Origin of the sequence: Lautropia dentalis (genome assembly GCF_003892345.1) — a bacterium.
GTDB lineage: Bacteria > Pseudomonadota > Gammaproteobacteria > Burkholderiales > Burkholderiaceae_E > Lautropia > Lautropia dentalis.
On the sequence record NZ_RRUE01000001.1, the window covers coordinates 339,737 to 352,529 of the forward strand.

Here is a 12,793-nt window from a genome sequence, read left to right on the forward strand (position 1 = left end):
CGGACTGACGATGGCGTTCTTGCGGGTTTCGTCGCTGGATGTGTCGGGCAGCCGCTGGCCGCGCTGGCTGGGCGGGCGTCGTGGGGACGGGCTGACGGACATCGAGCTGATGCTGGACGAGGGCAGTCTCTGCACGGTGTTCGGCGATGCCGGGTCGGGCAAGTCACTGCTGGTGCAGACGCTGGCCGGGCTGCACCGGCCGGCGCGCGGGCAGGTGGTGCTGGATGGGGTGGATGTGACGCGCCTGCCCCCCGGGCGGCGGCGCACGGCGCTGGTGCCGGCCATGCCGGTGGTGTATCCGGCACTGACGGTGGAAGAGAATCTGGCCTGGCCGCTGCGTCGCCAGCGGCTGGGGGACGAGCAGCTCTCGCGGCAGGTGCAGGAGATGGCCTCGCTGCTGGGCGTGCTGGATGTGCTGCACGTGGCGGCAGGCCAGCTGCCGCCGGCCACGGCGCAGCGGGTGGCCATTGGCCGGGCGCTGATGCGCGACGATCTGGCGCTTTTGCTGCTGGACGATGCGCTGCGCATTCTGGACGCGGAGGGCCGGCGCCGCATGGTGGGCTGCCTGCGGCAGGTGCAGCGCAGCCGCCGGATGTGCATCCTGATCACCACCCGCGGCCAGCCGGACGTGATGGGGCTGGGTGACGAATGGGCCATGCTGGACCACGGGCGCATCCTGCAGCAGGGGCGGCCGGCCGAGTTTCTGCAGTATCCGCGGACGATGGCGGTGGCCAGCCGGCTGGGGGGCAGCTGCCTGAACGTGCTGCCGGCCCGTTCCGAACAGGGCGTGGCGCGCTTTGCCGGCATCGGCCTGCAGCCGCCCTCGCCACCGCAGCTCGATCTCTGGCTGGCCGAACTGCAGGCCCAGTTTCCGCAGGCCAGCATCGAGATGGCGATTCGCGCCGAGAACGTGGTGCTGGGGCGCCCCGGGCAGGAGGGCTGCATCGAGGTGGTGCTGACCGCCATCGAGGACGACGGCACCTGGATGCACATGCACGGTGTGCTGCCGGGCACCGAGGTGACGGTGTGTGCCAAGGTTCTGGTGGATTCTCCGGTCGCCTACGATCTGGCGGCCCTGGCGGGTGGGGCGGTGCAGGGGCGGCGCCAGGCGCTGCAGTTCATCAACCGCCATACCCTTTTCTTCGTGGACGGACGGCTGGTGCAATGAGAGGACGGGCGACATGAGTGCATTGCATCGCGAGCGCTGGTTTCCGGTCTGGCTGGTGCTGCCCGGCTCGGCCACGCTGATGCTGCTGTGGCTGCTGCCGCTGGTGGTGCTGGTCCAGCTGCTGGGGGGCCAGGCGGCGGGGTCGCTGGGGCGTGCCTGGCAGATGATGGTCATGCTGGTGCAGAACCCGGGCGTGCAGCAGGAGCTGCTGTTCAACGCGCTGCGCCTGACGGGCACCATTGCGCTGGAGGCCCTGCTGGGCCTGTTGCTGGCCCGGCTGCTGCCGTTGCGTGGCTGGGCGGCCGGGGCATGGCACACGCTGCTGGGCGTGATGCTGTTCTCGCCGCTGGTGATCTCGGTGATGGGCTGGGGCGGGCTGTTCCAGCCGGGGCTGGGGCTGGATTTTCCGCCGTCCTGTCAGGTCGATCTGCTGTGCGAGAACGCGGCGCGGCTCACCGACGCCGTCCAGGTGCTGGTGCGCGGCCTGTGGCAGTGGGTACCGCTGTTTGCGCTGCTGTGCGTGGCGCGGCTGCGCCGCATTCCCCGGGTCTGCTACCAGACGGTGGCCTTCGATGGCGGCGGACGGTGGACGGCCTTCCGCCTGATGGAGTGGCCGTGGCTGCGGGGGGCACTGGGGCTGGGGGTGCTGTTTCGCCTGATGGCCGGACCGGTGCTGGACGTGAACTTCTTCCGCTTTCTGGCCCGGGCCGATGGCGGGCCGCTGGCGCTGCTGGCCGGTTCGCCGGAGTGGCTGGCCGGGGTGGCGGGCAGCGTGCCCGGGGTGGCGCCGCTGTCGTGGCTGCTGCCGGGGCTGCTCAATGCGGGCGGGCAGACGGGCAATGTGCCGGTCTATGAGCTGACGGCCAGCTTGACCCTGCTGCAGGCACTGCTGATGCTGCCGGCCCTGCTGATGATTCCCTGGCTGCTGCTGCACAGGCCCAGCAACCGCCAGCTGCCCGGCTGTCTGGTGGAGGTTCCGGCCGAAGAACCACTGGGCCGCCGGCGCGGCCTGCTGGGCGGGCTGCTGCGCTGGCTGGTGCTGGCGGCCTGTGCCGTGGCGGGGGTGGCGCCGCTGGTGTGGCTGGCCGTCATGGCCCTGCAGGTGATGACGCCCGAAGGAACCGGCTACGGGCTGGCGCACTTCATGGCGGTGCTGGACGATTCGGTCTGGCGTTCCAGCCTGCTGCGTACCGGTGTGCGGGCACTGCTGACGGCGGCCGTGGCCGTGCTGCTGGCCGTGCCGATGGCCTATGCGTGGTCGCGCCGCCTGCTGGCGGGCGACCGGCTGATGACGGTGCTGCTGCTGTTCAGCCTGTTCATGCCCACCGTGGTGCTGGCGCTGCCGCTGATCCACGTCAACGAGCTGCTGGGCTGGCTGGGTATGCCCTATGCGGTGGGGGTGGCGCACCTGGCCTTTGCCGTGCCGCTGTCGGTGTGGCTGCTGGCGGCGGGCATGGTGCGGGTGCCGGTGGCGCTGGACGAGATGGCCATGCAGGACGGCTTCGGCTTCCTGCGCTTTCTGTGGCAGGTGCTGCTGCCGGCGGTGCGCCCGCATCTGCGCGGGGCACTGCTGGTCTGCTTCATGCTGGGCTGGATGGAATTCCTGTATGCGCGCGTGCTGGGGTCGGTGGTCTGGCCGCCGTCGGTGGTGCTGCTGTCGGAATCGGTGATGGCGCTGCCGCTGGCCGAAGGGGCGGTGCACCGAGCGGAATGGCAGGTGCTGGCCGCGGCAGCCTGGCTGGTGATGCTGCCGGTGATGCTGGCCGTCTGCGCCCTGCGCGAACAGCTGCCCGACATGCTGTCGCTGTTCCGGCTGGTGGGCCCGCGGCCGCGCGGGCGCGCGAAGCAGGGGGCCTGAAAGCGCCGCGCCAGTGAAGGGGCGTTGCCGGGTGAAAGGCCCGCAGCGCCGGAAATGATCCAGCCCTGCGGGCCTTCGGGTGCTGGGTGGGCGGCGCCACCCGGCATGGTCTGGCGGCGTGACGGTCAGGGCTGGACATGCTGCTGCTTGACCGTCAGGCCTGTACCGTTCTGGCGCAGTGCCTGCGCCCCGGTATTTCAGCGTCCCTTGCTGCGGGCCGAGGCGAAGGCCATGGCCAGCGCGCTCTGCGGCTGTTCGGCTGGCCGGCCACCCGGGCGGCCGCCATCGCGGCGCGGGGCACCCCGGTCGCTGCCACGGCCGGCGCCGCCGCTGCGGGGGCGCTCGCCCTCGGAGCGACTGCCGCCGCCGGCACCCCGGCCGGCACCGGGCTCGTCCGACATGCGCATGGTCAGGGCCACGCGCTGGCGGCGCACGTCCACCTCCAGCACCTTGACCTTCACCACGTCACCGGTCTTGACCACTTCGTGCGGATCCTTCACGAAGCGGTCCGACAGGGCCGAGATGTGCACGAGGCCGTCCTGGTGCACGCCGATGTCGACGAAGGCGCCGAAGTTGGCCACGTTGGTCACCACGCCTTCCAGCGTCATGCCGGGACGCAGGTCCTCCAGCCTGTCCACGCCTTCGAGGAAGCTGGCCGTTTTGAACTCGGGGCGCGGATCGCGGCCGGGCTTTTCCAGCTCCTTCAGGATGTCCTGGATGGTGGGCAGGCCGAAGGTCTCGCTGGTGTAGCGGGCCGGATCCAGCTTCTGGATGACGCTGCGCTGGCCCACCACGTCCTTGATGCCGAGCTTGAGGTCATCCAGCATCTTCTGCACCACCGGATAGGCCTCCGGGTGCACGGCCGAGGCATCCAGCGGGTTGTCGCCGCCCTGGACACGCAGAAAGCCCGCGGACTGCTGGAAGGCCTTCGCGCCCAGACGCGTCACGTCCAGCAGTGCCTTGCGGTTGGGGAAGGGGCCGTTCTGGTCGCGGTGACGGACGATGTTCTCGGCCAGCGACGGTCCCAGTCCGGCAATGCGGGTGAGCAGCGGCACACTGGCCGTGTTCAGGTCCACGCCCACGCCGTTGACGCAGTCTTCCACCACGCCGTCCAGCGCCTTTGCCAGCCGGGTCTGGCTGACATCGTGCTGGTACTGGCCCACGCCGATGGCCTTGGGCTCGATCTTGACCAGTTCGGCCAGTGGATCCTGCAGGCGGCGGGCAATCGACACCGCACCGCGCAGGCTCACGTCCAGATCCGGGAACTCCTGGGCGGCCAGTTCCGAGGCCGAATATACCGATGCGCCCGCTTCCGACACGACGGCACGGGTCAGGTGCAGCTGCGGCTGGGCACGCATCAGGTCGCCCACCAGCTTGTCGGTCTCGCGCGAGGCCGTACCGTTGCCGATGGCCACCAGCGCCACCTTGTGCGTGGCGCACAGACGCGCCAGCGTGGCCAGCGAGCCGGTCCAGTCGTTGCGCGGCTGGTGCGGGTAGATGGTGGCCGTTTCCAGCAGCTTGCCGGTGTCATCCACCACGGCCACCTTCACGCCGGTGCGCACGCCGGGGTCCAGCCCCATCGTCACCCGGCGGCCGGCCGGGGCGGCCAGCAGCAGATCCTTCACGTTCAGGCCGAACACGCGGATGGCCTCTTCCTCGGCCTTCTCGCGCAGGATGTTGATCAGCTCGCCCTCGATCTGCCAGCCCAGCTTGATCTGCCAGGTCCAGCGCACCGTCTGCAGCAGCCATGGATCGGCCGGGCGCCCCTGGTCGGCAATGCCCGCGCGGCCGGCAATGGTGCGCTCGCACCAGCCCGGGCCTTCCACGCCCTCGATCTCGTCGGGCAGCTTCAGCGACAGCTGCAGCACTTCCTCGCGGCGGCCGCGCAGCAGCGCCAGCGCGCGGTGCGAGGGGATCTCGGCCAGCGGCTCCTGATAATCGAAGTAATCGGCAAACTTGGCGCCGGCTTCGGTTTTTTCGGGGGCCACCTTCGAGATCAGCACCCCTTTCTCCTGCAGGTGTTCGCGCAGCCGGCCCACCAGGTCGGCATCTTCGGCAAAGCGCTCCATCAGGATCTGGCGGGCGCCGTCCAGGGCGGCCTTCGCATCGGCCACGCCGGGGTTGTCGCCATCGGGGGTGGTGAAGGCCGGCTTCAGGTAGGCGGCTGCCTCGGTTTCGGGCACCAGTGCGGGGTTGGCCAGCAGCGCATCGGCCAGCGGCTCCAGTCCGGCCTCGCGGGCGATCTGGGCCTTGGTGCGGCGCTTGGGCTTGTAGGGGGCGTAGAGATCTTCCAGCCGCTGCTTGCTGTCGGCCTCGTCGATGCGCTTGGCCAGGTCCGGCGTGAGCTTGCCCTGTTCGTCGATCGAATCCAGGATGGCCTGGCGGCGGGCATCCAGCTCGCGCAGGTAGGTGAGGCGTTCGTCCAGGTGACGCAGCTGGGTGTCATCCAGATTGCCGGTGACTTCCTTGCGGTAGCGGGCAATGAAGGGGACGGTGGCGCCTTCGTCCAGCAGGGCGATGGTCGCCAGCACCTGTTGCGGCCTGACCGACAGCTCGGTGGCCAGACGTTGTTCCAGCGGTAATGGCATGGGCAGTGTGATGTGACAGACAGTGACAGGGGGAGGGCGCGCGCCGCGCGCGGGTCCGGACGGCCGCCGGCGGCATCGGCATGTTTCCGGTGGCGGCCTTTCCGAAGGGACGGCAGCATAGCAGGGATGGCCGGCGTTGGCAGAATGCCAACAGGCACGATACTGGTTTGGTGCCCTGTCAGTTCATGGATTCGGAACCATCGAGGGGACGAATGGGATGAAAGGGACGAATGCGCCCATGACACGCCAGAAAGGGTGTGGGCCCGATGCACGCACCCCCATTGACACGCCAGAGAGGCGGTGAGTCCGATGCATGCGCCCTGCACAAAGGGAGGGGGCAGGCCCTGCCGGTGGATATGCCATAATCCCAGCCTGCAGCGCGTCGTGGACCTTCATCCGTCTCCGCGCTCTGGACGGGCAGGGCGACAGCACCTGCCGTCACGGGGGCCGTTAGCTCAGTTGGTCAGAGCAGGGGACTCATAATCCCTTGGTCGCTGGTTCGAGCCCAGCACGGCCTACCATTTTCCTTGTGTTTCAATGGTTTGTCTGGCTCTGGCAGGGTTTGCCGGAATTCCTGCAGATTGGACAATCCAGCCCGAATGGCCAATCCGGCCCGAACCGGGGGCCAGGTCATCCTGGGCGATCCGGTGCGTTGCCATTCGCCGCCATACGCCACCATAACCCTGCTGTTGGCTCCGTTGTCGCCGGAACCTGCCGCGTAGACGCCGCTCCGCCCGTCCTGTCCGCTTTGCCTTGTGCCGCCGCCCGTTCCGTCCGCGCTGCCTTGTGCCGCTTCGTCCGTTCTGCCCGCTCTGCCCTGTGTCGCGCTGCCCGGTGTCGTTCGCTTCGTGGCGGCAGTAAATCCTTTCATCATCGAAACCACAGGGTGCACGCCGTTTTTGCTGCCGGCAGGGCCTTGAGGCCATGGCGGATTCTGCGGCCCTGCCGCTTCGTCCTGCATACCCAAAGGGGGATGCGGGGGCGAATGAGCACATAACCTGTTTCAGGAAGCCTCTGCAAAAGCTGGACAGGCTTTCGTACTTGCGTTGACTCCGGTCGCGTGCTGGCCGAGGGCCGCGCAAAAGCAGGGAAACGCGTCCGCAGTGTGCAGGCATGGGCCAGTTTGGCCCACTTCATTTGGAAGAAGCAACGTCTGCAGTGTGTGGGCATGAGGTGAAAAGCCTTTGTGGAACACACCGATTCATAACACAGAGCGCGGTATTTTCATTTCTTCATCAGGGTATGCACTTGGCTTTTATGCCAAAAGGTTCGCAAATCGGCAAAAATAGCGTATTCTCTGTTGCACCGCACGGTCTGGAGAATCGCGCATCCTGCCGGTTCTCCTGCTCTGGACGGGAGCCATCCGGCTGTTTCCGGGCGCAGGCGGACGCCTGGGCGGATCCGGCTTCTGTCGGGGCAACACTACATTTTCAGGGATATTTACACGATGGCCTCTTTGATCGATCTCAACCGGCAAATCGCCAAACTCCAGAAACAGGCTGACGCCATCAAGAACCGGGAAAGAAAAAGCGTCATTGCCCAGATCCGGCAGGCCATTGCCGATTATGAGCTGACGGCCGAAGACCTCTTCTCTCCCAACGGCACGCCGCGTCGCGGCCGCAAGCCGGCAGCCGACAGCCAGGGCAGCGAGGACGCCGCGCCGCGTCGCCGTGGCCGTCCGGTCGGCTCGGTGTCGCGCAAGCCCGTGCCCATCCGCTACCGCGACGACGAAGGCAACACCTGGACCGGCCGTGGCAAGCAGCCCAACTGGCTGCGCGCCTATCTGGAAGCCGGCCACAGCATCGACGAGTTCCGCGTCGACGAAGAAGGCTGATCACGCGTTGTGATGCGCATGAACGATCGCATTTTTCCATCTGGCTCCGCGGCCCGGGGTCTCCCGGCTGCGGACGCACCTTCGGCCGTTGGGGGTTCCGCGACTGCCGGGGCTTTCCACACTGCCGTGGCTCCCCTGGCCGTTGGGACGGCCCGGGCAATCGGGGCTCACCGGGCTGCCGGCCGTCGCCTGCTGGGGGCGGCCGTGCTCGGGCTGGCCGTTCTGGCGACGGGATGTGCCTCCACCACGCCGGCACAGATCACCACCTTCAACCGGCAGGATGCCAGCGCAGCCGGCTGGGCTGGCCAGCGCTTCGTCATCCAGCCGCTGGCAGGGCAGGGCGACAGCCTCGAATACGCCGACTACGCCCGGCGCGTTCAGTCTGCCCTCGAAAAACACGGGCTGGTACCGGTGCAGGACATCGGCTCGGCCCAGCTGGTGGTGAATTTCGAATACCGCAGCGGCGGTGCGGTCACGTCGTCGCGCAGCTCGTCCAGCAGCTTCTCGGTGGGCGTGGGCGGCGGTTACCACACGGGCTGGGGGCTTGGCCTGGGCATCCCCATCGGTGGGTCTTCCGAAGACACCACCCGCTACCGCCACCAGCTGCAGGTGCAGATGGCGCAGGTCATGCGGGGCGCACAGGGGGGCATACCCGGTCAGCGTGTCTATGAATCCACGCTGGTCACGCAGGGTTCCTCGGCTGCCGTGGCGCCGCTGATGCCCGCCATGATCGATGCGCTGTTCGCTGATTTTCCGGGACAGAACGGCAAGACGGTCAACGTCAGCCTGAAACCCTGATGTGCGACAGCCCCCGCGAGGGGCTGAGCCCGCCACCAGCGAAGCCGGGTGCGTGGCAGGTTGACGCCGGCGCAGGCCGCCAGTCAGGCGCGGTGGACCGGCAGCGGGGATGGTCTTGGGCAGGGCAGGGCAGGACGGTAGCCTTGGCGCCGTTCTCAACTGCTGCCAGGTGCGAGCCTGCCCGAACCGATCATGTCCGAGGTTACGCAAAAGCCCGTCCTGACCGACGAACCGTCCGCCATCGTCGGTTCGCAGTTCACCTTCGAACAGATCTGTGCCTTCGGACTGGCCATGGGCTGGGGCGACCGCCCGCTGTCCTTCGTGGTGAAGAACTGGATGGATTCCCGCCCGCCGTTTGCGCTCGAAGACTACATCACGCTGCCGCGCTGAGGGGCGGCCCGGCCGGCCGTTTCGCTGGTATCGGCCGGCCAGGCAATTTCCTGTCCAGCCGGGCTGGCCGTACCCGTCATCAAGCCATTGCTTCTGTCTGCCTGGTCGGGCCCAGACATGCAGATCCGGGAGCGCAGGGCCTTTTGCAACGTGCTTTGGCACGAAGCGTCCTGACGGATGTCAGGGTAAACACTGATACGTGTTCAGCCCACTCTGCCGTGTCATCCAGCCGACCCGGGGGAAATAACCGCGCTATAGTACGGGTGTTTCGATTTTCAATACACCCGAGGAGATTTCCCATGACGACCGGATCCGTGCGCATGGAGCGCGACACCTTCGGCGAGATCGCCGTTCCCGCCGACCGCCTGTGGGGCGCGCAGACACAGCGTTCGCTGCAGAACTTCAAGATTTCCACCGAAAAGCAGTCGCCCGAATTGATCCGGGCGCTGGCCACCGTCAAGCGTGCGGCCGCCACGGTCAACGCCGGACTGGGGCAACTGGCAGCCGACAAGGCCAAGGCCATCGAGACGGCCGCCGACGAGGTGCTGGCCGGCAAGCATGATGGTGAATTCCCGCTGGCCGTCTGGCAGACCGGTTCGGGGACTCAGACCAACATGAACCTCAACGAGGTTCTGGCCAACCGCGGCAGCGAGCTGATGGGCGGCGAGCGCGGCGAATCGCGCAAGATTCACCCCAATGACGACGTGAACCGGGGCCAGTCCTCCAACGACGTGTTCCCCACGGCCATGAACGTGGCTGCGGCCGTGGCCATCCACAAGAACCTCATCCCGTCGCTGAAACAGCTGCGCGACACCCTTAAGGCCAAGTCCGAGGCCTTCAAGGACATCGTCAAGATCGGCCGTACCCACCTGCAGGACGCCACGCCGCTCACGCTAGGGCAGGAGTTCTCGGGCTACGTGGCCCAGCTGGACCACGGCCTGAAGCACCTGGAAGACGTGCTGCCGCACCTGCAGGAGCTGGCCCAGGGCGGTACGGCCGTGGGTACGGGCCTCAACGCTCACCCCGAGTTCGCCGTGAAGGTGGCGGCCGAGATTGCCCGCCTGACGGGCGTGCCTTTCAAGACCGCGCCCAGCAAGTTCGAGGCGCTGGCTGCCGCCGATGCACAGGTGGCGACCCACGGCGTGCTCAAGACCATCGCCGCCTCACTCTTCAAGCTGGCCAACGACGTGCGCTGGCTGGCCAGCGGCCCGCGTTCGGGTCTGGGCGAGATCTCCATCCCCGAGAATGAGCCGGGCAGCTCGATCATGCCGGGCAAGGTCAACCCCACGCAGTGTGAAGCGTTGACCATGGCTTGTGCGCAGGTCTTCGGCAACGACGTGGCCGTCAACATTGGCGGTGCCAGCGGCAACTTCGAGCTGAACGTCTACCGGCCGATGATCGTGCACAACCTGCTGCAATCGGTCAGGCTGCTGGCTGACGGTGCCCGTAGCTTCAACGACAACTGCGCCGTCGGCATCGAGCCCAACCGTGCGCGCATCAACCAGCTGATGGAGCAGTCGCTGATGCTGGTGACGGCGTTGAACCCGCACATCGGCTATGACAAGGCGGCCCAGATTGCCAAGAAGGCGCACAAGGAAGGCACCACGCTGAAGGCGTCTGCCCTGGCGCTGGGCTTTGTCACCGAGGCACAGTTCGACGAATGGGTCCGGCCCGAGAAGATGGTGGGCTGATTCTTTACCATTCCCTGGAGGAAATCCATGAAGAGCAACCTGCAACGCAAGGTCATGCGCCTGAGTGCCGCCCTGCTGGTGCTGGGCACCCTGGGGGCCTGCTGCGGCCCGTGGGGTCCCGGACCTGGCCCTGGTGGCGGTGGACACGGCGGCCCGGGCGGTCCGGGCCACCTGCAGCAGCCCTGATCGGCTGAAGCGCCCGTTGGTCCCTCCATCCCATCGGCCCTGATGCCGATGGGCGACCGGAACGTTTCCCGTTGGGGGCGTTCCGGTTTTTTTGTTGAAGGGCGGTGTACCGGGGCTGCCGGGCGTCGAAACAAAACGAAAAGAAACGCCACCGCAACGAGATGATCGGTTTGGCGGGTTGCCCGAACATGTCTCCCATGTTCAGCGTGCCCGGGCACTTCCGCCCGCACGTGTTGAATGCCGGTTCTTCCGGGCATGACGGGATCCGGACAGACATGAGTGCCGACGAGATGGCGCCATGGTCCGGCAGATCCTGAAGAGGTGACATCATGGGAATCAAACGAGTTCTGGTTGGTCTGACGGCCGTGGTGCTGGTGACTTCCGCCGTGGCGGCATGTGGTTGCCGGGGGACAGACCCCTGGGGTGGCCCTGGTCCTTGGGGTGGGCCTGGTCCTTGCGGATCGCACTGGCGTGGAGAGGACTCTGCCCAGCGGCGTGCCTACATGGTGGAGCGGGTCAGTCAGGCGCTGTCCTTGAATGTGGGGCAGCGGGCCAAGCTGGAAGTTCTGGCTGACCAGCTGGATGAGCAGCGTCAGGCGCTCTGGGGTGAGAGACAGGGCATGGCCGCAGACCTGCAGCAGGTGATTGCCGGCGAGCGCTTCGACCGGGTCAAGGCCCAGAGCATGGTCGACCAGAAACTGCAGACCGTGCAGCAGCATAGCCCGAAAGTGGTGGATGCCATGGCGAGCTTCTATGACAGCCTGGATGCCGGGCAGCAGCGGGTCGTGCGCGAGAAGCTGAGGGATCGTTTCGGCGACCGGAAATAAACAACCATTGACAGGGGTGCGCGGCATCGATCAATCCGTGTCAACGCATGACGGTGCTGCGCTGCCTTCCCGAGGTTTTTCGTCCCCAAGGGAGATTTCCATCATGCGTCGTTTCATCTACTCTTCTCTGAAGGTATTGCACCTGATGGGTCTTGTCCTGTTTCTGGGATCCATCTTCGGGCACATCGTGGCCGGGAGCCTTGGCGGCGGTCCCGTGAGTGGCGACCGGTTTCTGGCAGCCCGTGAGCATATCGCGGCTGCCACGCAGTTTCTTACGGTGCCGGGTCTTGTGCTGGTCCTGGCCAGTGGCGTCGGCCTGTGGCTGATGGGCTGGTCGGTGAAGAACAGCCGTTGGCTTGGCGTGCATATGGGGCTTGCCGTGATGGTCACGTTGATTGCCTTTGTCGTGGTGCTGCCTGCCGGCGCCGAGATGATGGCGCTCGCCTCGACAGACATGGTGGCCAACGTGGAGAAAATCGTGGCGGCAAATCGCTTTGAGGACATTGGTGGGGCAGTTAACGTCCTGCTGATCCTGATCATCACCGGCCTGGGGGTCGCCAAACCCAAGTGGGCGCGAAAGCGCAGCTGACCCTGTGTCGGAGCCGCTTCCGCGCCTTTTGTGGTCTTGCCGGGGCGGGGCCGATGATGCGGGGCCGTCCAGACGTTCTCTGTCATCCAGGAATAAATCCATGAATCGCGTGCTGCTGATCGACGATGACGAACAGCTGGGGCCTCCGCTGGCCATGTACTTCAAGCGTTTCGATCTGGTACTTGAGCAGGCGTTCACGCCCTCAAAGGGGCTGGCGCGGCTTCAGGAGGGCAATTTCGATGCGGCGATTCTCGACATCATGCTGCCGGGGATGGACGGTTTCGAGGTCTGCCGCCAGATCCGGAAGGGCAGCCAGGTGCCGATCATCATGTTGACGGCGCGTGGAGAGCTGACCGACCGCGTGGTAGGCCTGGAAATGGGGGCCGACGACTACCTGCCCAAGCCCTTCGAGCCCCGCGAGCTGGTGGCACGGGTGCAGACGGTGCTGCGGCGGTTCCGCGCAGCCTCTTCGGGGGGCGGCGCGGATTCTGCTGGCGTGCACCCTGAGGATGCCTCGGTGCTGCGTTTCGAGGGGCTGGTGATCGATCCCGTCCGGCGCAGTGTGCTGCGTCACGACGAGGAAGTGGCGCTGACTGGCACCGAATATGAACTGCTGCTGATGCTGGCCCGCGAGCCGGGCCGCGTCTTCAGCCGTGACGACATCCTGGGCCGGCTGCGAGGCCATGAGGTGGATCTCTACAGTCGGGCCGTGGATATCGTTGTCAGCCGTCTGCGTCGAAAGCTGGAGCCATTGGTGGCCATCAAGACGTTGCGCAATGTCGGCTATGCACTGGCACTGCGGCGGCAGGAGGCATGATGCAGGCCGCCAGGAGTTGGCTTGCCCGGGGGCGCGCCTTCACGAGA

The 12,793-nt window shown here is 66.8% G+C and carries 11 protein-coding genes and 1 tRNA gene; 11 read left to right on the top strand and 1 reads right to left on the bottom strand.

Annotated features, from left to right (window positions below):
- Positions 1-10: 10 nt before the first annotated feature.
- Both EHV23_RS01285 and EHV23_RS16340 read left to right on the top strand, forming a co-directional pair.
- Complete coding sequence (locus tag EHV23_RS01285; protein WP_125094371.1) at positions 11-1,168, top strand: ATP-binding cassette domain-containing protein; 1,158 nt, start codon at positions 11-13, stop codon at positions 1,166-1,168.
- A gap of 13 nt (positions 1,169-1,181) precedes the next feature.
- Complete coding sequence (locus EHV23_RS16340; protein WP_125094372.1) at positions 1,182-3,026, top strand: carbohydrate ABC transporter permease; 1,845 nt, start codon at positions 1,182-1,184, stop codon at positions 3,024-3,026.
- A 197-nt stretch (positions 3,027-3,223) separates the two neighbouring features.
- Here EHV23_RS16340 and EHV23_RS01295 read toward each other — a convergent pair whose 3' ends face one another.
- Positions 3,224-5,614, bottom strand: a complete 2,391-nt coding sequence (locus EHV23_RS01295; RefSeq protein WP_125094373.1) for a Tex family protein — start codon at positions 5,612-5,614, stop codon at positions 3,224-3,226.
- A 444-nt stretch (positions 5,615-6,058) separates the two neighbouring features.
- Between EHV23_RS01295 and EHV23_RS01300 the strand changes: the two genes are divergently transcribed.
- The 9 genes from EHV23_RS01300 to EHV23_RS01335 all read left to right on the top strand — a co-directional run bounded on the left by EHV23_RS01300 (position 6,059) and on the right by EHV23_RS01335 (position 12,746).
- Positions 6,059-6,135, top strand: a tRNA-Ile gene (locus tag EHV23_RS01300).
- 926 nt (positions 6,136-7,061) lie between these two features.
- Positions 7,062-7,448, top strand: coding sequence for an H-NS histone family protein (locus EHV23_RS01305; RefSeq protein WP_125094374.1), 387 nt, complete (start codon positions 7,062-7,064; stop codon positions 7,446-7,448).
- A gap of 126 nt (positions 7,449-7,574) precedes the next feature.
- Positions 7,575-8,246, top strand: coding sequence for a DUF4136 domain-containing protein (locus tag EHV23_RS01310; RefSeq protein WP_158615774.1), 672 nt, complete (start codon positions 7,575-7,577; stop codon positions 8,244-8,246).
- A gap of 192 nt (positions 8,247-8,438) precedes the next feature.
- Complete coding sequence (locus EHV23_RS01315; protein WP_125094376.1) at positions 8,439-8,636, top strand: hypothetical protein; 198 nt, start codon at positions 8,439-8,441, stop codon at positions 8,634-8,636.
- A 299-nt stretch (positions 8,637-8,935) separates the two neighbouring features.
- Entirely contained in the window at positions 8,936-10,327 is a 1,392-nt protein-coding gene (gene fumC / locus EHV23_RS01320) for a class II fumarate hydratase (protein ID WP_125094377.1), read from the top strand.
- A gap of 27 nt (positions 10,328-10,354) precedes the next feature.
- A complete protein-coding gene (locus EHV23_RS15455; RefSeq protein WP_203228844.1) occupies positions 10,355-10,513 on the top strand; it encodes a hypothetical protein in 159 nt (52 codons plus the stop codon).
- A 503-nt stretch (positions 10,514-11,016) separates the two neighbouring features.
- A complete protein-coding gene (locus EHV23_RS01325; protein WP_158615775.1) occupies positions 11,017-11,340 on the top strand; it encodes a Spy/CpxP family protein refolding chaperone in 324 nt (107 codons plus the stop codon).
- Positions 11,341-11,443: 103 nt separating this feature from the next.
- Entirely contained in the window at positions 11,444-11,929 is a 486-nt protein-coding gene (locus EHV23_RS01330; RefSeq protein WP_125094379.1) for a DUF2269 family protein, read from the top strand.
- Between the two features lie 100 nt (positions 11,930-12,029).
- Positions 12,030-12,746: a response regulator transcription factor gene (locus tag EHV23_RS01335; RefSeq protein WP_125094380.1), complete on the top strand. Its 717-nt coding sequence runs from the start codon at positions 12,030-12,032 to the stop codon at positions 12,744-12,746.
- Positions 12,747-12,793: the final 47 nt, after the last annotated feature.

Excerpts from the sequence above, each read along its gene's own strand:
- EHV23_RS01285 (WP_125094371.1), top strand. The coding sequence starts at position 11 with ATGGCGTTCTTGCGGGTTTCGTCGCTGGATGTGTCGGGCAGCCGCTGG.
- EHV23_RS16340 (WP_125094372.1), top strand. The coding sequence starts at position 1,182 with ATGAGTGCATTGCATCGCGAGCGCTGGTTTCCGGTCTGGCTGGTGCTG.
- EHV23_RS01295 (WP_125094373.1), bottom strand. The coding sequence starts at position 5,614 with ATGCCATTACCGCTGGAACAACGTCTGGCCACCGAGCTGTCGGTCAGG.
- EHV23_RS01305 (WP_125094374.1), top strand. The coding sequence starts at position 7,062 with ATGGCCTCTTTGATCGATCTCAACCGGCAAATCGCCAAACTCCAGAAA.
- EHV23_RS01315 (WP_125094376.1), top strand. The coding sequence starts at position 8,439 with ATGTCCGAGGTTACGCAAAAGCCCGTCCTGACCGACGAACCGTCCGCC.
- fumC (WP_125094377.1), top strand. The coding sequence starts at position 8,936 with ATGACGACCGGATCCGTGCGCATGGAGCGCGACACCTTCGGCGAGATC.
- EHV23_RS15455 (WP_203228844.1), top strand. The coding sequence starts at position 10,355 with ATGAAGAGCAACCTGCAACGCAAGGTCATGCGCCTGAGTGCCGCCCTG.
- EHV23_RS01325 (WP_158615775.1), top strand. The coding sequence starts at position 11,017 with ATGGTGGAGCGGGTCAGTCAGGCGCTGTCCTTGAATGTGGGGCAGCGG.
- EHV23_RS01330 (WP_125094379.1), top strand. The coding sequence starts at position 11,444 with ATGCGTCGTTTCATCTACTCTTCTCTGAAGGTATTGCACCTGATGGGT.
- EHV23_RS01335 (WP_125094380.1), top strand. The coding sequence starts at position 12,030 with ATGAATCGCGTGCTGCTGATCGACGATGACGAACAGCTGGGGCCTCCG.